Raw genomic sequence first — 21,692 nt, forward strand, 5'->3', positions numbered from 1 at the left:
AAAGACCCGTTTGGGTTGTATGGTTAAGTGACTAAGCGTACACGGTGGATGCCTTGGCAGTTGGAGGCGATGAAGGACGTATTAACTTGCGATAAGCTTAGTCAAGCTAGTAAAAAGCGCCTGAGACTAAGATTTCCGAATGGGGAAACCCACCTGCTTGCAGGTATCGTTAACTGAATACATAGGTTAACGAGGCGAACGCGGAGAACTGAAACATCTAAGTACCCGTAGGAAAAGAAATCAACCGAGATTCCGAAAGTAGCGGCGAGCGAAATCGGAACAGCCCTTAAGCTTATTATGTGTTAATGGAAGGCTGCTGGAAAGCGCCACGATACAGGGTGATAGTCCCGTACATGAAAAGACATTTTAAGTGAAATCGAGTAGGTCGGAGCACGTGAAACTTTGACTGAATATAGGTGGACCATCATCTAAGGCTAAATACTCCCAACTGACCGATAGTGAACCAGTACCGTGAGGGAAAGGCGAAAAGAACCCCTGTGAGGGGAGTGAAATAGAACCTGAAACCGTGTACGTACAAGCAGTAGGAGCCCACTTGTTGGGTGACTGCGTACCTTTTGTATAATGGGTCAGCGACTTATATTTTGTAGCGAGGTTAACCGAATAGGGTAGCCGTAGGGAAACCGAGTCTTAACTGGGCGAATAGTTGCAAGGTATAGACCCGAAACCCGGTGATCTAGCCATGGGCAGGTTGAAGGTTGAGTAACATCAACTGGAGGACCGAACCCACTAACGTTGAAAAGTTAGGGGATGACCTGTGGCTAGGAGTGAAAGGCTAATCAAACCGGGAGATAGCTGGTTCTCCCCGAAATCTATTTAGGTAGAGCCTCGGACGAATACTTACGGGGGTAGAGCACTGTTAAGGCTAGGGGGTCATCCCGACTTACCAACCCTTTGCAAACTCCGAATACCGTAAAGTAATATCCGGGAGACACACGGCGGGTGCTAACGTCCGTCGTGAAGAGGGAAACAACCCAGACCGCCAGCTAAGGTCCCAAAGTCATAGTTAAGTGGGAAACGATGTGGAAAGGCCCAGACAGCCAGGAGGTTGGCTTAGAAGCAGCCATCCTTTAAAGAAAGCGTAATAGCTCACTGGTCGAGTCGGTCTGCGCGGAAGATGTAACGGGGCTAAACTATGCACCGAAGCTGCGGATTCAGAATTTATTCTGAGTGGTAGGGGAGCGTTCTGTAAGCCGTTGAAGGTGTACCGGGAGGTATGCTGGAGGTATCAGAAGTGCGAATGCTGACATGAGTAACGATAATGGGAGTGAAAAACTCCCACGCCGGAAGACCAAGGGTTCCTATCCCATGTTAATCAGGGTAGGGTAAGTCGACCCCTAAGGCGAGGCCGAAAGGCGTAGTCGATGGGAAACAGATTAATATTTCTGTACTCGATATAATTGCGATGGGGGGACGGAGCAGGCTAAGCAAGCATAGCGTTGGTAGTCTATGTGAAAGTGAGTAGGGCGTTTGTTTAGGTAAATCCGGACAAACACTAAACCTGAGACACGAGACGAGTCACTACGGTGATGAAGTTGCTGATGCCATACTTCCAGGAAAAGCCTCTAAGCTTCAGATTATATGGAATCGTACCCCAAACCGACACAGGTGGTCAGGTAGAGAATACTAAGGCGCTTGAGAGAACTCGGGTGAAGGAACTAGGCAAAATCGTACCGTAACTTCGGGAGAAGGTACGCTCCTATCTGTGATGAGACTTGCTCTCTAAGCGGACGGGAGCCGCAGTGACCAGGTGGCTGGGACTGTTTATTAAAAACACAGCACTGTGCAAAATCGCAAGATGACGTATACGGTGTGACACCTGCCCGGTGCCGGAAGGTTAATTGATGGGGTTATCCTTAGGGAGAAGCTCTTGATCGAAGCCCCGGTAAACGGCGGCCGTAACTATAACGGTCCTAAGGTAGCGAAATTCCTTGTCGGGTAAGTTCCGACCTGCACGAATGGTGTAACCATGGCCACGCTGTCTCCACCCGAGACTCAGTGAAATTGAAATCGCAGTGAAGATGCTGTGTACCCGCGGCTAGACGGAAAGACCCCGTGAACCTTTACTACAGCTTGGCACTGAACATTGAACCTACATGTGTAGGATAGGTGGGAGACTTTGAAGCAGCGACGCTAGTTGTTGTGGAGTCAACCTTGAAATACCACCCTTGTAGTTTTGATGTTCTAACGTTGGCCCCTGAATCGGGGTTACGGACAGTGCCTGGTGGGTAGTTTGACTGGGGCGGTCTCCTCCTAAAGAGTAACGGAGGAGCACGAAGGTTGGCTAAGTACGGTCGGACATCGTACGGTTAGTGTAATGGTAGAAGCCAGCTTAACTGCGAGACAGACACGTCGAGCAGGTACGAAAGTAGGTCATAGTGATCCGGTGGTTCTGAATGGAAGGGCCATCGCTCAACGGATAAAAGGTACTCCGGGGATAACAGGCTGATACCGCCCAAGAGTTCATATCGACGGCGGTGTTTGGCACCTCGATGTCGGCTCATCACATCCTGGGGCTGAAGTCGGTCCCAAGGGTATGGCTGTTCGCCATTTAAAGTGGTACGCGAGCTGGGTTTAGAACGTCGTGAGACAGTTCGGTCCCTATCTGCCGTGGGCGTTTGAGAATTGAGAGGGGTTGCTCCTAGTACGAGAGGACCGGAGTGAACGAACCGCTGGTGTTCGGGTTGTCATGCCAATGGCATTGCCCGGTAGCTACGTTCGGAACTGATAAGCGCTGAAAGCATCTAAGCGCGAAGCAGGCCTCGAGATGAGTTCTCACTAGACTTTTAAAGTCTCTGAAGGGCCGTTGAAGACTACAACGTTGATAGGCAAGATGTGGAAGTGGTGTGAGCCATTAAGCTAACTTGTACTAATTACCCGTGAGGCTTAACCATACAACGCCAAACGCGTTTTATGCGACAGTTTAGACAGAAGTTAATATGACTAAAGTAGATATTACTTGAAGAAAGACTTAAAAAATATTATCAGATATTTTCCAAATTCAGTTAGTGCGTAGCGATACGGATTAACGCCCAAATTTGCTTGGTGACAATAGCGTTTTGGACCCACCTGATCCCATGCCGAACTCAGTAGTGAAACGAAACAGCGCCGATGATAGTGTAGCATTTGCTATGTGAAAGTAGGACATTACCAGGCTTCAAATTCAGTCGAAGGACTTTAATCTTAATAATTAAAAATAAGAAAATTGAAAAGAATTTTCTTGGTGACAATAGCGTTTTGGACCCACCTGATTCCATGCCGAACTCAGTAGTGAAACGAAACAGCGCCGATGATAGTGTAGCATTTGCTATGTGAAAGTAGGACATTACCAGGATTTAATTAAGAGAAACCCGTTACAGCAATGTAACGGGTTTTTTGCTTTTTGAAATTAGTAAAACTCTGCATACTAAGAGACGATACGATTAATAATAGTGTAGTATTTGCTATGTGACTCTCTACCGCTGTGGGCACTACGACATCCTACTGCGTAGCGCACCGACTTCACATTGTAGAGCGCCCGAATTTAAGATTCGGGCTTTTTTATGTCTGCAGAAAAGTGAAATACGCGCAATTAACACCCACTCACATTAACACCTATTACGTAGGTCGGGCGAGCGTAGCGACTCCCGACGCTAAAATCATAAAAATCTCCGCTCGACAATGAGTTCGTAGCATTTGCACTGTGACTCTCCACCGCAGTGGGCACCATGACATTACCAGGATTTAATTAAGAGAAACCAGATACAGTAATGTGACGTTTTTTTCTATTTAAATTTAGTAAAATCTCACCGTTAAATTCGACAACAAAACTAGGTGCACTTAATAGCGCGTGTTAAAATCCAATTTTTATGAATGACGATATAGAGGTCTAGATTGCCTACAGCTGATTACCAAAAGGTGCTTGATGAAATCGCATATGAAGTACGTCCTTTATTATCACAAGGGAAAGTAGCTGATTATATACCGGCGCTTGCCGAGGTTGATCCGGAACAATTTTCTATCGCTATTTATACAACTGATGGTGAAACTGTATGTGCGGGGGATTGTTCTCAACGCTTCACTATTCAATCAGTTTCTAAAGTTATGACACTTACTATGGCACTACAGCGTTATGGTGATGAACTTTGGCATAGAGTCGGAAAGGAACCCTCAGGTACAGCCTTTAACTCGCTTACACAGCTTGAGTTTGAAAAGGGAATACCTCGTAACCCATTCATCAATGCAGGCGCAATTGTAACGTGTGATGCGTTATACAGCCGCTTATCTGCGCCAATGCATTCTATGCTCGAAACCTTCAGGTTATTAGCTGGTAATAGAGGCATAGTAATTGATAAAAAAGTCGCTAATTCAGAGTATGAGTTCAGGCACCGAAATGCTGCGATGGCGCATTTGATGAAATCGTTTGGTAATTTTGAAAACGAAGTAGATGATGTTTTGTGGGCTTACTTTAATTTTTGTTCTATTGAGCTCAACTGTATTGAATTAGCAAAAGCTTATAATTTTTTAGCTAATAAAGGTGTTGATAATCGATCGGGCAATCGTGTTTTAAGTAGTCGTCAGAATAAACAGCTTAATTCGCTTTTATTCACGAGTGGTTTATATGATGCTGCGGGTGATTTTGGTTACAGAGTGGGTATGCCTGGTAAGTCGGGAGTATCAGGTACTATTTTAGCTGTACTACCAAATAAGTTTACAGTGGCTGTTTATTCTCCGGGGCTTAATTCGTTTGGTAACTCCGTTGCAGGAATAGCAGCATTAGAACTGCTATCTAAAAAGCTCGATATTTCTATTTTTTAGGAAATCGATAGGGAGCAATAATTGCTCCCACCGTTATTTATTGTTCCCAATAAACTTGTTCTAAACAATCTTCACGTTCAGGTAAACCACGAGATAAACGCGGAGAGTGCTGAACTAATACTTCATAGCTCGCTCGGTTAGCATATTTACTAATTTGCGATAGTGACGAGTAAGTAATAGCTTGTTGCTGATGTTTAGCTGAGTTTGCCACATTAAGCTTATGGTAAACATTCGCTGACAAATCATGAAGCACAGCCGCAAGTGCGCAATCACCTGCACCATTGGTGTTTTTGATTGAATCAGGTCCACCCATAAATGGGGCCGTATGACTATATGCTCTGATAGGTTCATCACACTCATCTTTACGCATAGCTCGTGAGAATTCGTAACGGTTAAAATCAGGTATGGCGCCTGGTAGTAACGGGTATTCGGTTTCACGCTTTAAGCTTTCGTCTACGTAGCCGGCCATAAATAAGCCTTTTTCGCCAGCGGTACAAATAACTAAGTCTACCCAATCAAGTGCTTTATCAGCAGCTAGAAGAGGATCTTCAAAACCTGTAATAGCTAAACCTTCTTCTTCGTTCATAGCAAGAATATCAACATGCTTTTCAACAAAGTTTGCCCACCAAGTAGGGTCTTGTTCAATTAAGAACTTAGTACCGAGTGTAAGCACAACTGGCACACCTGCATCATTAGCGTATTTTACCGCTTGCATAGTGGCTTCAGTCATTGTTTCGCTACCTTGAGTACGCATAAGATAGGCACTAATCACTAACGCTGATGAATTCTCAATAAGGTCTTTATCGATAGATTCAGGACGTAAGTGATTCATTAGGCCTGCACTTATTGCAAAAGTACGCTCACCGGTTTCATCAATTAATGTAAAACAACGGCCTACAGGCCCATCAACTGGTTGAAGGTAGTTTAAGTCTACACGGCTTGAGGTATTACATAAAAAACGATAAGCGTAGCTACCTATTTTTATATTTTCGCTCATTACGCCTAATAAAACTGAGCGATCATCTGCAAGTACAGAGTAGTTGTGCATAGTGTTACCAATGGTTCCACCGGCAAACTCAAAATCAACCATATTGTTTAATTTTAAACGATCGTATAAGGCGTTTGTTGTATCGCTATCAATAACTTGCGACATCCCTCTACGTAGTTGAAATTCGTCAAGGAAAGCTTGATCAACTTTTGCCTCTATATCAACAACGATCTGATCGATACCCGTAATATAACTACGTTGTAATCGCTCTGTTGCGTTAAGTTGATTGGTAAGTGGATCTTTGGCTTCCACTGGAAAATAATGTTTATGCCTGCGGCGTCCAGGAAATTTCATTTGCTACCCGTGTTGTGAGCTAAATAAAAAAAGCGTGAGATTATAGCGTAAATCAGCACGAGTGAGCCATTACAAACGGGTAAATATTGTTTTATTTTTGCAATAAAGTAATGAATGGCGCACTTTAGAGTGCTAACTAGGTATAATTACAGCATAAAAGGTTATTTAAGTAGAAATAATGAACGAACCATTTGATGATTCCTACTGGATGGAACAAGCGCTTTTGTATGCAAAGCAAGCAGAGCTGCTTGATGAAATTCCGGTTGGAGCAATTGTAGTCAAAGATAACCAGCTAGTTTCAGTTGGGTATAACCGCTCAATAACGGATAATGACCCATCTGCCCATGCCGAAATGATTGCAGTGCGAGAAGCTGGAAAAGTCCTTAACAATTACCGCTTAATTGATTGCACCCTATACGTAACGTTAGAGCCTTGTTCTATGTGTGCGGGATTGTTAGTGCATAGCAGAATAAAGCGTTTAGTATTTGGAGCAGTCGATGCTAAAACAGGGTCTGCGGGTTCAATTATGAATTTATTACAAGAGCCTAAGTTAAATCATCAAGTTGAGGTGTGTGGTGGTGTTTTGGCACAGCAGTGCGGTGATACTATTTCGAATTTTTTTAAACGTAGAAGAGCGCAAATTAAAGCAGCTAAGAAAGCTGCTCGTGATGAACAAATAAATAAGCCTAACTAAAGTTAACTAGCGATTGGCTCTATTTCTGATTCAGCCATTTGCTGCATAGCAAACATTCGGCGACGCCAGATGATTTTTTTGTGTAGTTTTCGCAACATAACACGACGACGTGTGGCCGTTGAATAAATGACATTGCGTTTTAATCTTTGTGTGCGTCTACGTTTTAGCATGTTTTCTCCTAATGCAAGAGTGAGAAAGGCACGGGTATATCTTATAAAATAATGATATACAATTAACACACATTAGTGATCATTTGGTGACAAGTAAACAGATATTTAATTTACTTAAATTTTGCTTACTGACATACTCAATAAACGGGTACTTATATTAATCTTAGCCATTGTTTTCACTCGACTGTTCGGGTTCGATTATAGGTTGTTGTTTTTCTGTTTGAGCTTCATCGGCCTTACTTTTCACTTCACTTTTTTCGTTTAGCTTTAGCTCAGTATCAGTGCTCAACTCTGTAATTGGTTCTGGCTCAGGCTCTGCAGCAATAGCATCATTTTCATCTAGCCAAACAAGTGCATCGTAATAGCGACGAATATTATCGACATATTTAACAGCTACATCGCCTCGGGCATAACCGTAGCGAGTTTTACGGTAATAGCGCTTTTTAATTAATAGCGGTAGGCGTTTTTTTACATCAGCCCATTTGTCAGGACTTGCGCCTTGCTGTTCGGTAATTATACGTGCGTCGTTAACGTGCCCCCAACCTACATTGTATCCGGCCAAAGCAAGCCATGTGCGGTCGGGTTGCGGGATACGGTCAGGAATACGTTTAATAAGCTTGCTTAAGTATTTAGCGCCACCACGAATGTTTTGCTCTGGTTCTAACCGGTTAGTAACACCTACTTGTTTGGCTGTACTGCGAGTTAGCATCATGATGCCGCGCACACCTGTTGGTGATTTAGCGCGAGGATTCCACATAGATTCTTGATAGCTTAGTGCCGCTAATAACCGCCAGTCAAGGCTACCTGCATATTGTTCAAACCATGGCTGGTATGTTGGTAAGGTTTCTTTAATTGCTTCGATATAAGCAAGGGTATTTACATAGTTAAATTGGCGTACGTGACCAAAGTATTTTTCTTCAAGTACATAGAGCTGGTTACTTTGCTTAACGTCACCAAAAAATGGCACCAACAACGCATATAAAGAGTCGTCTTTAGATTTATTAAGTATCCATGCAATCGGGTCATTATGGCTAACTGAAAAACCAATGCTTAAATTTGGGTGATAACGGCGAAACAGCGATAGCGTGTGCGTATCAGCGAGTGTGTAATCTATCTCGCCATCAATAACTGCTTGAAGTAGTTCTTCTTCATCAAACTCTTCGCTTTCTATCCAAGTGAGATCTGGATTGTTCTTCTTCATTTTTTGTAGAGTAAGCGAGTGGCTACTTTTAGCTATAACAGTAAAGTTGCCATCTAAATCGTCAAACTCTCGAGGACGAACGCGCCCTTGTTTATAAACTAACTTTTGGCTGATTGTTCTGTAAGTTGGCCCATAGCGGTATTGCTCTGCACGGGTTTTATTATAGGTAAGTCCTGACGCTATTAAGTCTAAATCACCGCTTTCAAGGCGTTCAAACATATCAGATAAGTTAAAGAAAGGGACTATTTCAAGCTCTACACCTAAATATTCAGCGAAGGCTTGAGATAACTCATATTCAAAGCCTTGCTCACCTTGAACGGCTTGATAATAATTACTAGCACTGGCAAGGGTACCCACACGTATTTTATTGTGTTCTTTTATTTGGGCGAGTTGAGTTAGCTGCTCTTGCATATCGCATGCACATAACAGCATAACTAAAGTAATGATTATTATTAGTTTTTCTTTGAACATTGAGTGCCCCTTAAGCTCGCCAGTCACCGTTATAGCAAAACTAAGCCATCGCGTCACTTTACCTTTTATTTTATTAACCAAAAGAGGCTATAAATAAAGCTAAAAAGTTAATTTTATGAAAAGCGTAATTTTGAGTTAAATCTGAATGCTAATTGGACTATAATGCGTGCCTAAAATATCGTTCAATCCCTAACCCCGGATGAAATTACCTATGTTGATCCTTCGTGGTGCACCAGCACTGTCAGAGTTCAGAGTTAATAAAATTTTAGCGCGTTGCCAACAATCGCAACTTCCAGTCACTAACGTATACGCCGAGTATGCTCACTTTGCCGATTTAACATCGCCGTTGAGTAGCTCCGAGCAAACCAAGCTTGAAAAACTATTAACTTACGGTCCAACTATTGCTGAGCATACCCCAGCTGGCAAACTTGTACTTGTTACACCTCGCCCAGGTACCATTTCACCTTGGGCATCTAAAGCAACCGATATTGCCCATAACTGTGGTTTAAAACAGGTTCACCGTGTTGAACGCGGTATTGCTTATTATGTTGAAGGTGACTTAAACGCAGAACAACTTGCACAAGTAATTGCGTTATTGCACGACCGTATGACCGAAGCCACGCATAGTGAGTTTGAAGATGCTGCACAACTGTTTCGTAGTGATGCACCGCGCCAAATGTCGTCTGTTGATATTTTAGGTGGCGGACGCGAAGCATTAGCAATAGCCAATGTTGAGCAAGGTTTTGCCCTTGCTGATGACGAAATAGATTACTTGGTAGAAAACTTTATAAAGTTAGGACGTAACCCTAACGACATCGAATTGTTTATGTTTGCACAAGCAAACTCAGAGCATTGTCGCCATAAAATATTTAATGCTGACTGGACAATCGATGGAAAAGAGCAGCCAAAATCGCTGTTTAAAATGATTAAAAATACGTTTGAGTTAAATCCTGAAAATGTATTGTCGGCGTATAAAGATAACGCGGCAGTAATGAAAGGCTCAAAAGCGGGTCGCTTCTTCCCAAATGCGCAAGGTGAATATGCGTATCATCAAGAAGACATTGAAATACTAATGAAAGTTGAAACGCATAACCACCCAACAGCTATCGCGCCATTCTCTGGTGCGGCTACAGGCTCTGGTGGTGAAATTCGCGATGAAGGCGCAACTGGTCGTGGCTCTAAGCCAAAAGCAGGTTTAGTTGGCTTTACTGTATCAAATTTACGTATTCCAGGTTACGAGCAACCATGGGAAAGCGATTTTGGTAAGCCGAGTCGTATTGTTAACGCGCTTGATATAATGACAGAGGGTCCACTAGGTGGCGCGGCATTTAATAATGAGTTTGGTCGTCCTAACTTATTAGGCTACTTCCGTACTTACGAAGAAAAAGTAACAAGCCATAATGGCGAAGAAGTACGTGGTTATCATAAACCAATTATGCTTGCCGGTGGTTTAGGTAATATTCGCTCTGATCATGTTCAAAAAGGTGATATTCCTGTTGGCGCAAAATTAATTGCGCTAGGTGGACCTGCAATGAACATTGGTTTAGGCGGTGGTGCTGCATCAAGCATGGCCTCAGGTCAATCAAATGAAGATTTAGATTTTGCTTCAGTACAACGCGAAAACCCAGAAATGGAACGTCGTTGCCAAGAAGTTATCGATAAATGTTGGCAGCTAGGTGACGAAAACCCAATTGCATTCATCCACGATGTAGGTGCTGGCGGTTTATCAAATGCGTTCCCTGAGCTTGTTAACGATGGCGGACGTGGTGGTAAGTTCCAATTACGTAGCATTCCTAACGATGAGCCAGGCATGGCACCACACGAAATTTGGTGTAATGAATCACAAGAACGTTATGTACTTGCTGTTGGCGTAGAGGATTTTGACCGCTTTGAAGCAATTTGTAAGCGTGAACGTGCCCAGTACGCTGTTATTGGTGAAGCAACCGCTGAACCTCACTTAACAGTGTCAGACAGCCATTTTGAAAATAACCCTGTTGATTTACCGCTGGACGTATTATTAGGTAAAGCACCTAAAATGCACCGCGATGTAACGTCAAAGCACGTTGTTGGTAAAGCGCTTGATACTACATTAATAAATGCAGCAGATGCAGCGCAGCGCTTAATGCGTTTACCAGCCATTGCAGAAAAAACATTCCTAATAACAATCGGCGATCGCTCAGTTACGGGTTTAGTAGCGCGCGATCAAATGGTCGGTCCTTGGCAAGTACCTGTTGCTAACTGTGCAGTAACTGCGGCAACGTATGATACTTACCACGGTGAAGCTATGTCACTCGGTGAGCGTACTCCTGCAGCATTACTTAATTACGGTGCATCTGCTCGTTTAGCGGTAGCTGAGTCGTTAACTAATATTGCCTGTGCAAACATCGGTAGCCTTGAAAACATTAAGTTATCGGCAAACTGGATGGCAGCAGCGGGTCACCCAGGTGAAGATGCTGGTTTATACGAAGCGGTTAAAGCCGTAGGGGAAGAGCTTTGTCCTGCGCTTGGTTTAACGATTCCAGTGGGTAAAGATTCTATGTCAATGAAAACGACATGGAAAGATGAAGGTGACTCACAAGAGAAGTCAGTAATATCGCCGCTTTCACTGGTTATAACTGCGTTTGGGCGTGTTGACGACGTACGTAAAACAGTAACGCCACAACTGCGCACAGATAAAGGCGATACATCGCTTATATTAGTTGATTTAGGTGCGGGTAAAAACCGCATGGGCGCATCAAGCCTTGCGCAAGTTTATAAGCAATTGGGTGATGTAACACCTGATGTTGATAGCCCTGAGTTATTAAAAGGCTTTTATAACGCAATGCAAGCACTTGTGGCTGATAGTAAGTTACTTGCTTATCATGACCGCTCAGACGGTGGTTTATTTACCACTGTTGCTGAAATGGCGTTTACGGGTCATACCGGTGTAACGGTTGATTTAGCTGACTTAACAGGTTCAGACATTGAAGCACTTTATAACGAAGAGCTAGGTGCCGTAATCCAAGTAGCAAATGCTGATTTAGATGCAGTAAATGCGGTGTTTGAACAACATGGTATAGCAGCAATTAGCCACAACATTGGCACGCTTAACAGTGACGATGCGATTATATTTAACCGTGGCGAAAATACGGTACTTAATCATACGCGTACTGAGCTTCGTACTATTTGGGCTGAAACAACGTATCAAATGCAAGCACGCCGTGATAACCCTGAATGTGCTAAGCAAGAGTTTGATGCTAAATTTGATGCAAAAGATCCAGGCTTAAACGTAAAACTTAACTTTGATTTAAACGAAGATATAGCGGCGCCATACATTGCAACCGGTGCTAAACCACAAATGGCTATTTTACGTGAGCAGGGTGTTAACTCTCATTTAGAAATGGCTGCAGCGTTTAATCGTGCTGGTTTTGCTGCCATTGATGTACACATGAGCGACATTTTAGAAGGTCGTTTAACGCTAGAGCAATTTAAAGGTTTAGTGGCATGTGGTGGTTTCTCATACGGTGACGTACTTGGTGCGGGTGAAGGTTGGGCTAAGTCTATTTTGTTTAACGACATGGCACGCGATCAGTTCCAAAACTTCTTCCACCGTGAAGATACCTTTAGCTTAGGTGTATGTAACGGTTGCCAAATGTTATCAACATTAAAAGAGTTGATCCCTGGCACTGAACATTGGCCGCGCTTTGTAACTAATAAATCAGAGCGTTTTGAAGCACGCTTTAGTTTAGTAGAAATACAAGAGAATCCGTCTGTGTTCTTTAACGGAATGGCTGGCTCGCGTATGCCTATAGCAGTTTCTCATGGTGAAGGTCATGCTGAGTTTGCAAACGATGCAGCCACTAAAGCGGCGCTTAATAGTGGCACTGTAGCGGTTAAGTTTGTAGATAACTACGGTAACCCTACAACGCAGTACCCAGCTAACCCTAATGGATCTCCAGAAGGTATTACAGGTATTACGTCAACTGATGGTCGCGCCACTGTAATGATGCCGCATCCAGAACGTGTATTCAGAAGCGTTGCCAACTCTTGGCATCCTGATGAGTGGGTCGAGGATAGCCCGTGGATGCGTATGTTCCGTAACGCACGTAAAAACGTAGGTTAATTACATTTGCGTTTATACAAGTTAGATTCATAATCTTACTGTAAAATAAAAAAGGCTGCATTGTGCAGCCTTTTTTGATTAGTATAGTTTTAGCTAAAAGCACAAAGCATTTAAGGATAGTATGTTTAAGCGAGTTGGTTTAATTGTTGGGGCTGTATTGCTAAGTACCTTACTGCTTGGTTATGTATTTCGTTTACCTTTATTACAGTGGGTTATAGCGCCTGAGCTCGAAAAAGCGGGTGTCACATTAAACTGCCTTGATTTTTCAATCACGTCTGAACTAAATATTCATGCTGATAAAGTGTGTGTAAATTATCAAAATCAACAATTACAACTTACTGGTATTACTGCAAATACAAAGCGTATAGATATTAAAAATGCAGTGCTAGCAGTTAATTCACTCCCTAAAAGTGATAATGCTAATCAACTTGCTAAAAATCTCGATTTAGCACTTCCCTTAAATCGCCCATTAATCAGCATTAAACAGCTTGTAGTAAAAAGTGACGAGCTCAATAAGTCACTTAAAATAAGTATATTAGAACCCGAGCTAAATAAATTTAATGTTACGGGTGATATAAACGCGAGTGCAATTTTGACTGCTAATAAAGTAAGTGGTCAGTTTGAAATTAATGACACACTTTTAAAGCAGGTTATAAACACTAAAAATACATTAATCGCAGATTTTAACTTTAATACTCAGCAAGCGTTTAGCTTTGATGGTATAGAACTTGAGTTAAATGGTGATATTAGTTCCCAGCTTGCTCACACTTATGAGCAGTGCAAAGTTAACGTATTAACCACTGGTAAATTGACGACTCATTTTAATTTAAATAGCCAAGCGTTAATGTTTAATACCGATTTGCTTAATAACAAAATTAATTTAACACCAAGCTGTACTGAGTTAATACCACCGAGTGAATATGCAGGCTTTATTAGCAAACAAGTTCCTTTAAATTGGCAACTTAAACTCCCTCAATCAATTAGCTTAGAGGCTAGTAAGTTGAGTGTACCTGTAATTAATTTGGTAAGCGTGGGCGATAAGCAATTTGATATTTTAATAACAGATACAACACTAAATATTACATCTCCACTTGAGTACTTACAGACAAATTTATCAGCTCAAATAAATACACCCGATATAAATAATATTAGCGTTAATGCTCAGTTATCTGGCGCTGTGATTAAAGGCGATTACGCCGTTATACTTGAAAGTTTGCCTGAGTTTGTCCCTGCAACAGCGAATGGGCTTAGCCTCAGTGGTCACTTTAATATAAGTGAGTTTATAGACTCAAAACCAATTGGGCTTATAAATGCTAAATTAACGCTTAATAGTGTAGATGCGTTTGATATGAGTGCAGTGCAATATCAAGGTGATTTAACTGCAAAAATGGATAAACAGTTAAACGCAGAGGTAGTGTTAACGCAGCAATTAAAAAGCGCAGAATATAAAGAATTTAAAGTCACAGATATAAGTAACACATTAACAGCAAATGCTAATTTAGGCGTAGGTGAGTTATTTGCTGATCTAACAGCAAAAACGAATATAAAGGCTGTTAATAGCCTCGACATAAAACTTAATAATATAAAAATAGAGTCTACGGGCTTGCAAAGCCGTGCACTAAAAGCCACGCATCACGCATTTATAAACGATGTTGAGTTAGTTATAAATCATCATATATCATCGCAAGATCATCCGTTTGAAGTCATTATTCCTGAACAAAGTGCGCTGTCGTTAAATGCGTTTATTAGTCAATTTGAGCCACTTGCACAGTTAACAGAGGGCGAACTTAATGGCTATATTAGTGGCGATGTAAACTTACAAAGTGCATCGTTCAATATGGGGATTAGTCATACAAGTGCACTGTATAACGATTACCTTGCGAGTGACTTAAACAGTGTATTTAGCGGGGAATATAATTCAGGTAAGCTTAATGTAAAACCAACTACCTTTAATTTAAATGAATTTAGAGCAGGTGCTGTAGTTAAAGCGATTGAAGGTCAATGGCAAGTTAATAACAATACCGCGCTTATAAATGATGTAAAAGGAAGTGTGTTTGGTGGCGAGTTTTCATTAGATAGCTACACAATAGGGAAGCCAAACCAAGTTGCTAATGTTAAGTTTGAAAACATTGATGCAAGTAAACTCGTTACACTCGACGATAAGTCGGGCATTGTATTAACGGGGCGCTTGGCGGGGTCTTTACCAGTTCACTTTGATAGTGGAAAAATTGAAATAATTGACGGTAGCTTATTTAGCCAAGGAACAGGTAATTTAAAAATTACCAATAATGCCGCGTTTGATTCAGTAATGCAGCAACAGCAAGAGTTACAACCTGTGTTAGGGCTATTAACTAATTTAGATATTCAAAAACTTAATAGCAGTGTGGCACTAAAAAATGATGGTTGGTTAAAACTAGGGGTTAATTTGCAAGGCTATAATAAAGCAGAGCAGCAGCAGGTTAACTTTAATTATAACCACGAAGAAAACGTATTTACACTTTTACGCGCACTACGTTTAAGTGACGAAATTACACAAAAAGTTGAGCAACAATACTCACAAAAAGGAAACTAATAATGAGACAGTCGTTATTGATAAAAGTACTGCTCGCGCTGAGTGCTATTAGTGCACTAAGTGCTTGCACGCACCGTGTTGAGGTGTCTGCTAAAGAGCCCATTACTATAAATTTAAATGTGAAGGTCGATCACGAAATTCGCGTAAAAGTAGATAAAGAACTCGACAGTTTGTTTAGTGACGACAGTGAGTTATTTTAAGGAGCTAAAACATGAATACGAAGAAAAAATTAAATATTATTACCTTAGTTAGTGCAGTATGTATGTCGTTCTCTGCGTGGGCTATTAGCCTTGATGATGCTAAAAACCAAGGTTTTGTAGGTGAAGATAGCTCTGGTTATTTAGGGCTCGTTGTACAAAACGCAGAAGCAAAAGCAGTTGTTGATGACATAAATGCAAAGCGTAAAGCGCAGTACTTAAAGCTGGCTAAAAAGAATAACTTGTCACTTTCACAAGTAGAAGCACTTGCTGCCGCTAAAACAATTGAAAAAACCCAAAGTGGTCATTACGTTGAAGTAAATGGTAACTGGGTTAAAAAATAAGCGTTAGTTATTGCCTTGTTTTGTAAAAAGTTTTGCACAAAGTTTTGTACAAAGTTTTTACAAACCAAAATAAAACCGAGCATTTAAGCGCTCGGTTTTTTACAGCCTTCAAGTAACTGCTGCCAAAAATCAATACCCTTACGCCTTGCTAGGTTTATATTATGCTCTGGAATAGATTCAGGCTCGTTATAACTATCAAGTGCTTCGCTCATGCTTGCTTCGCGGATTAAATGCAAAGTAGGAAAGGGCGCTCTATTTGTGTAGTTTGCAGCATCGGTTTCATCACTGTCGGCAAATACGTAGTCAGGATGAAAATTAGCGATTTGATACTTACCTTCAAAGCCTTGCGCGACTAAAAGTGCATTAGCTAAATCGACCAAGTCTAAAAAGTCTTCAAAGTCACTAAAGCCATTGTCAAACATGATAAGGGTTGTTTCTCGCTCTGGTTCACGGTCAAGCTCAACACATTGCTCAAGCATATCCATTACAGCATCATCCATGCTCGTTGCAGAGCTTACTATGTAATGAATACAGTTATTTTCTACTTCTTTACGTGCAAATGGGCAAAAGTTATATTTAACAATAACAGATGACACCCATTCACGGGTTTGGCTTATAGCTATGTTGGTCACGGTTTTGGCTCTAAATATTGATTAATAATGTTAAGTGTTTTTTGTATAGCACCTTGGTTTTTAGTTACGCATTGCGCAGCTTTAATACCTAAGGTTTGGCACGCTTTTGTGTTTTGGCTAAACGTTATAAGCTGCTTTGCGAGTTCGTCGTTACTATCAACCACTACAGCACCTTTGAGCTTTGTTAGCTCGGGATAAACATGGTCAAAATTGTATGTGTGTGGACCTGTTATTACACCTACCGAAAACGCTGCTGATTCCAGTGGGTTATGCCCACCTCTGCGAATTAAGCTGCCACCAATAAAGCTCACATTTGCAGCGCCATATAAACACTGTAATTCACCAAGCGTATCAGCAAGGAGTATTTGCTCATTATTATAGTTATTTTGGCTACGACGGCTAAAGCTAAGTGGGCTTTGCGTTAAAAATTCTGCCACTTTGTCAAATTGCTCTGGATGGCGCGGGGCAATTATAAGTAATGCGTTCGGTTGCTTTTTTAGTAACTCTTGATGGGCTAAAAGTACCAGCTCATGCTCAACAGGATGTGTTGAGCCTGCCACCCACACAAAGCGTTCATTACTACTATAAAGCTGTTTAAGGTTGAGTACTTTAGCTAGTTGCTCTTCACTTGGTGTTATATCAAATTTTATTGAGCCTGTTACATGGCTTTTTGAAGCTTCGAGACCAAGTTCAATAAAGCGTTTAGCATCTGTTTTATTGTGACTCGCAAGTACCGTAATTGAGCGCATAATAATATGCGTTAATTTAGCGACCTTTTGATAGCCCTGCTGTGACTTTTCAGAGAGTCTTGCATTGATGACAAGTACTGGTATGTTTTTTTTGTGGCTTATCGCCATTAAATTTGGCCATAGCTCGGTTTCTAAAATACATAATGCTTGTGGCTTTATACGCTTTAAAAATCGAGCCGTTGCAAACGGGAAATCGATTGGTAAATAGCTACACGCTACAGTATTTTTAAACTGGCTAAGTATTTGCTCTCTGCCTGTTGGAGTATTACAGGTTATAAGTATATTTAAATTTGGATGCACTTTTTGCAAAGCTTTAATAAGTGGCGTTGCGGCAAGTACCTCACCAACAGAAGCACAATGAAAAACTAAAGGTTTAGTTTTAACCGTAAATAAAGACTTACTGACAAATCCAAAGCGCTCTTTAAAGTGTGCACGATAGCCTTGGTTTTTTTTACCTCGTAAAATATAGAGATAAAATACAATCAGTGGGCTAATAATAATTAATGCGAATGAGTAAAAAATGCGTGCCATACTGATCTTTCTTAAAGGGAAGTGGCGTTAGTTTACCGTGAAATAGCCGTTTTCTAAACAGACTCGTTATAAAATATGGTCTGGGTTCAGTTATAACCCGATAAAATACACACAATTAAATAAAATTATGGAATAATGAATTTAATTTTTCCTGCCATTTCAGTTCCAAGAGGAATTTTTTCATGTCAATTATCGATTCAGTGGCAACTAGCTACGTTGAAACATTAAACCGTCATCAGGCATTATTTGAAACGATGGAGGCTTATCATCAAGAATCTATGCAATTGTTAGAAGCATGCCATAGTGCATTACAAGCTGGTGGCAAGATTGTTTGGTTTGGTAACGGCGGTAGTGCAGCCGATGCACAGCATTTAGCAGCAGAATTTGTAGTGCGTTATAAATTAGAGCGTGGTCCGCTTGCCTCTATGGCATTGACCACCGACACATCAATTTTAACAGCACACAGCAACGATTATCACTTTGATACGGTGTTTGAACGTCAAGTTCAAGCGCTATGTAAACCAGAAGACTTAGTGATTGGTTTAACCACATCAGGTACTAGTAATAATATTAATTTAGCGTTAGAAGCCGCAAATAAACTAGGTGCTTTTACAGTGGCATTAACTGGGCGTGATGGCGGTAAAGTAAAAGATATTGCTAAGTTACCTATCATTATAAAAAATGATGAAACAGCACGTATTCAAGAAGCTCACATGTTTATAGGTCACTGGTTATGTGAAGCCATGGATATGGTTGTTGCGGAGCAGCAGTAATGGATTTATCGTTATTAAAAAATTTATCGGCAGCACGTATATTAGTTGTTGGCGACGTAATGCTAGACCGTTATTGGTATGGCGACACAGGACGTATTTCGCCAGAAGCGCCAGTACCTGTTGTTAAAGTAAGTAAATTTGAAGACAAAGCGGGCGGTGCAGCTAACGTTGCAAAAAATATAGCGCGGTTAGATGCAAAAGTCGGCTTACTGGGCTTAATTGGTGAAGACGAAAGCGGGCAGATTTTAGAGACTATTCTAAAAGGTGAAAAAATAAGCTCACAATTAGTCAGTGTATGTGATTTACCGACTATTTCTAAAATGCGCGTTATTAGTCGTCACCAACAACTAGTTCGTCTTGATTTAGAAGAAACATTTACCGAGCAACATAGCCAACTTTTATTAAACCGCTTAGAGTTGGTACTTGATGAATACGACTTTATTGTGTTTTCTGATTACAGCAAAGGATCTTTAAGCTTAATTAAAGAGATGGTAAGCCTTGCTAAGGGCGCCGGAAAAACGGTTTTAATCGACCCTAAATCGCCAGATTTACATTTATATGAAGGTGCTGATTACATTACGCCTAATTTACATGAGTTTAAGTTAGCGGGTGGTCAAACCGATTCAGAAGAAGCTTTAGCTGCAAGTGCACGTGATTTAATTAGCAAAAATGGCATTAAAGCCATGTTGCTTACGCGTTCTGAGCAAGGTATGTCGTTAATTAATGCAGATGAAAAGTTTGATTTTGCAGCACAAGAACTTGAAGTAAGTGATGTGACTGGGGCTGGTGATACGGTTATAGCTACATTAGCCGTTATGCTTGGTGCGGGCATGGAACCTAAAGATGCTGTCGAAATTGCTAACTTAGCGGCAGGTATAGCGGTTAGTAAATTTGGTGCAGCTACAGTTTCGCCAGAAGAGTTAAGTCGTAAGCTTGGTCAGTATTTACATACTAATGGTGAGCATTACCAAACACCATTTGATGATGTACTTCAGCATATTGAATTTGCAAAACAAAACGGCGAAACAATTGTATTTACTAATGGCTGCTTTGATATTTTACATGCTGGGCATGTGCGTTATTTAGCACAAGCTAAAGCACGAGGCGATAGACTCGTTGTTGGATTAAATAACGATGAATCTATTACGCGCTTGAAAGGGGCAGAACGTCCTATTAACCCACTAGATGAGCGTGCAATGGTACTTAGCGCACTTTCATCAGTTGATTGGGTTATTCCGTTTGGCAGCTTAGATGAAAACGATACTCCCGCTAAATTAATCGAGCAGATAAGCCCTGATATTTTAGTTAAGGGTGGCGACTACACCGTAGAGCAAATAGCGGGTGCTGAGCATGTACTTCGCCATGGCGGAAAAGTTGAAGTGCTTGAATTTTTAGATGGATGCTCAACATCAAAAGTAATTAGTAAAATTAAACAGTAATTACTGATTTAGTTTGCTAAAAAATACAAAAAAGGGATGAAAACACTGTTTTCATCCCTTTCTTACTTTTAATACGTTACTTTATTAAAAGTAACGTATTAAAAGTTATATTCGTACTTAGCAAACGCAGAAGTATCGTTTTCAGCACCGTCGTTGTTAGACGCAAAAGCACCTAAAGTGACGCGTCCTCCCATAGAAAGCATTCTGTAACGAAGTTCTAATTGTTTACTGTTGTAGGCTGTTTTAGTTATGCTGTTACCTAAATCTGGATTGCTAGGGTACCAATCGCTATTGTCACTATTGTAATCAACACTGCGTAATTTCAACTGCCAATCATCACCATTAGAAAGCTGACCAAGTAGTGTTAGGACAACTGATTGCGCATCATTATCATACGTCGAACCAATAGTGCGTCCATGGTAGCGATAGCCAGACTTATAAGTATCATGCTCATAGTAACAATTTTCAACTATTGATTCAGCTTGGCATGAAACACCAGTATCTATATATTCAACATTTACTAATATGTTTTGAGCATAAATGCGCTGTGTTGTTTGCACACCAAATAAGTATGCTCTATCAGCGGGTTTAAACTGTGAGCTAGCATCTTCACCTATAGTACTGGCATAAACCGCATATGGTTGATCAAATAAGGTATCTGACCAACGAATATCAATACCAGCCAATTGATTACCTATTTTCGACTCTAACTGGCTATCACAACTCTCATTGCCATCGATACATGCAGTTTGCCCTGTTATGACATCAATAAAATCACCCGCAGAGCCCGGTTGTCCGTCACCTGCCCATTGTGCAGACCAGCTAAGTGCAATTTCTAGCTGTTGAATAGGGCGAAAATTAACACGTGTACTCCACAGTAAAGCATTAGGTATAACACGCGTAGACTCAAGTTTAGCCATTTGTGCAGTAAAGCTCCATTGACCAATCCAGCTCAGCCATGGTGTCTCAAAAGCAGTACTTTTTTCTCTGGTAACACTTAGTGCAGGTAAAGGTTTCGCATTACCTGACATAATTAAGCTGTTATCAACACCAGGTCCCCAAAATTGTTCAACAGCACCGGCTCTAAAAATCCAGTTACCTAAACGGTAAGCTAAGTAACTATTATCAAGTGAGGTATCGTTACAATCGGTTAAAGCTTGCTCGTTGGTAACTATATCGTCAGTCGTTTTTCCATCAACTAAACATTTTTTACCGTCTTTTCTATAATTTACAGCTACTTTAGCTGCAAAGTTATCGCCTAAATAAGCGTAAGCTGCAGAAAGCTCTGTTTCTTGAGTATTTGTTGCACCAAAGCTTGTTGCTATGATTGGATCTGTGGCTGCAAAAGCTGATAATTGAAGACTATGTGAGCTATTATTTTCTGATTTATATCGATGTTTAACGCGAAGTAAAGCATCTTGTAAGCTTGGAGATAATTGCTCCAGCGGCATACTTTCCACATCGCTTATAAAACTTTTCCACATAAGCGGATAGGTAGTTACAGGAGCTAAAATAACACCGGCATCAGCTAATTGTTGAATATCAGCTCTTAGACCATAATCATCGGGTTTTACCCATGGCTCAGCATTAACTGATGCGCTCATAGCGCAAAAAAGAGTAGAAAGTAGAAAAATTCTGTTTCGCAAAGTTCAGATCCTTG

General features: G+C 41.1%; 14 protein-coding genes and 3 rRNA genes. 11 read left to right on the forward strand and 6 right to left on the reverse strand.

Annotated features, from left to right (window positions below; translation table 11 throughout):
* The first annotated feature begins 21 nt into the window (after positions 1-21).
* The 4 genes from I6E85_RS13305 (at position 22) to glsB (ending at position 4,815) form a co-directional block, all read left to right on the forward strand.
* Positions 22-2,912: ribosomal RNA gene (locus tag I6E85_RS13305) — 23S ribosomal RNA — on the forward strand.
* Positions 2,913-3,059: 147 nt separating this feature from the next.
* Positions 3,060-3,174 (forward strand): 5S ribosomal RNA (gene rrf / locus I6E85_RS13310).
* 63 nt (positions 3,175-3,237) lie between these two features.
* Positions 3,238-3,352, forward strand: a 5S ribosomal RNA gene (gene rrf, locus I6E85_RS13315).
* Positions 3,353-3,891: 539 nt separating this feature from the next.
* The gene (gene glsB / locus I6E85_RS13320) at positions 3,892-4,815 is read left to right on the forward strand and encodes a glutaminase B (protein ID WP_101162826.1); all 924 of its coding nucleotides are present in this window, start codon (positions 3,892-3,894) and stop codon (positions 4,813-4,815) included.
* A gap of 37 nt (positions 4,816-4,852) precedes the next feature.
* On the opposite strand, the gene I6E85_RS13325 is transcribed toward glsB, so the two are convergent.
* Positions 4,853-6,157: an inosine/guanosine kinase gene (locus I6E85_RS13325; protein WP_010554383.1), complete on the reverse strand. Its 1,305-nt coding sequence runs from the start codon at positions 6,155-6,157 to the stop codon at positions 4,853-4,855.
* A 178-nt stretch (positions 6,158-6,335) separates the two neighbouring features.
* Between I6E85_RS13325 and tadA the strand changes: the two genes are divergently transcribed.
* Positions 6,336-6,851, forward strand: coding sequence for a tRNA adenosine(34) deaminase TadA (gene tadA / locus I6E85_RS13330; protein WP_033026952.1), 516 nt, complete (start codon positions 6,336-6,338; stop codon positions 6,849-6,851).
* A gap of 2 nt (positions 6,852-6,853) precedes the next feature.
* Here tadA and I6E85_RS13335 read toward each other — a convergent pair whose 3' ends face one another.
* On the reverse strand, positions 6,854-7,021 hold the full coding sequence (locus tag I6E85_RS13335; protein WP_007584688.1) for a hypothetical protein: 168 nt from the start codon (positions 7,019-7,021) through the stop codon (positions 6,854-6,856).
* Between the two features lie 163 nt (positions 7,022-7,184).
* Positions 7,185-8,693 carry a membrane-bound lytic murein transglycosylase MltF gene (gene mltF / locus I6E85_RS13340; protein WP_197237004.1) on the reverse strand — a complete coding sequence of 503 codons (1,509 nt, stop codon included), beginning with the start codon at positions 8,691-8,693 and terminating at the stop codon, positions 7,185-7,187.
* Positions 8,694-8,904: 211 nt separating this feature from the next.
* Between mltF and purL the strand changes: the two genes are divergently transcribed.
* From purL to I6E85_RS13360, 4 genes are all read left to right on the forward strand, one after another.
* Positions 8,905-12,795, forward strand: a complete 3,891-nt coding sequence (gene purL, locus I6E85_RS13345; RefSeq protein WP_197237005.1) for a phosphoribosylformylglycinamidine synthase — start codon at positions 8,905-8,907, stop codon at positions 12,793-12,795.
* 121 nt (positions 12,796-12,916) lie between these two features.
* Positions 12,917-15,367: a YdbH domain-containing protein gene (locus tag I6E85_RS13350; protein ID WP_197237006.1), complete on the forward strand. Its 2,451-nt coding sequence runs from the start codon at positions 12,917-12,919 to the stop codon at positions 15,365-15,367.
* A 2-nt stretch (positions 15,368-15,369) separates the two neighbouring features.
* Positions 15,370-15,567 carry a YnbE family lipoprotein gene (locus I6E85_RS13355; RefSeq protein ID WP_138584429.1) on the forward strand — a complete coding sequence of 66 codons (198 nt, stop codon included), beginning with the start codon at positions 15,370-15,372 and terminating at the stop codon, positions 15,565-15,567.
* A gap of 11 nt (positions 15,568-15,578) precedes the next feature.
* Positions 15,579-15,908, forward strand: a complete 330-nt coding sequence (locus I6E85_RS13360; RefSeq protein ID WP_007584701.1) for a YdbL family protein — start codon at positions 15,579-15,581, stop codon at positions 15,906-15,908.
* Between the two features lie 83 nt (positions 15,909-15,991).
* Here the strand turns inward: I6E85_RS13360 and I6E85_RS13365 are convergent, their stop codons facing one another.
* Together I6E85_RS13365 and waaA are read right to left on the reverse strand one after the other, a co-directional pair.
* Positions 15,992-16,540: a DUF1415 domain-containing protein gene (locus I6E85_RS13365; protein WP_002961067.1), complete on the reverse strand. Its 549-nt coding sequence runs from the start codon at positions 16,538-16,540 to the stop codon at positions 15,992-15,994.
* Positions 16,537-17,820, reverse strand: coding sequence for a lipid IV(A) 3-deoxy-D-manno-octulosonic acid transferase (waaA, locus tag I6E85_RS13370; RefSeq protein WP_197237007.1), 1,284 nt, complete (start codon positions 17,818-17,820; stop codon positions 16,537-16,539). Before waaA ends, I6E85_RS13365 begins: the two co-directional genes overlap by 4 nt.
* 182 nt (positions 17,821-18,002) lie before the next feature.
* Here waaA and I6E85_RS13375 point away from each other — a divergent pair, with 182 nt between their 5' ends.
* Both I6E85_RS13375 and hldE read left to right on the forward strand, forming a co-directional pair.
* A complete protein-coding gene (locus tag I6E85_RS13375; protein ID WP_002961065.1) occupies positions 18,003-18,593 on the forward strand; it encodes an SIS domain-containing protein in 591 nt (196 codons plus the stop codon).
* Positions 18,593-20,032 carry a bifunctional D-glycero-beta-D-manno-heptose-7-phosphate kinase/D-glycero-beta-D-manno-heptose 1-phosphate adenylyltransferase HldE gene (gene hldE, locus I6E85_RS13380; RefSeq protein WP_197237008.1) on the forward strand — a complete coding sequence of 480 codons (1,440 nt, stop codon included), beginning with the start codon at positions 18,593-18,595 and terminating at the stop codon, positions 20,030-20,032. Before I6E85_RS13375 ends, hldE begins: the two co-directional genes overlap by 1 nt.
* A 98-nt stretch (positions 20,033-20,130) precedes the next feature.
* Here the strand turns inward: hldE and I6E85_RS13385 are convergent, their stop codons facing one another.
* On the reverse strand, positions 20,131-21,636 hold the full coding sequence (locus I6E85_RS13385; protein WP_197237026.1) for a capsule assembly Wzi family protein: 1,506 nt from the start codon (positions 21,634-21,636) through the stop codon (positions 20,131-20,133).
* Positions 21,637-21,692 lie beyond the last annotated feature (56 nt).

Origin of the sequence: Pseudoalteromonas sp. NZS71, from assembly GCF_015864715.1 — a bacterium.
GTDB lineage: Bacteria > Pseudomonadota > Gammaproteobacteria > Enterobacterales > Alteromonadaceae > Pseudoalteromonas > Pseudoalteromonas arctica.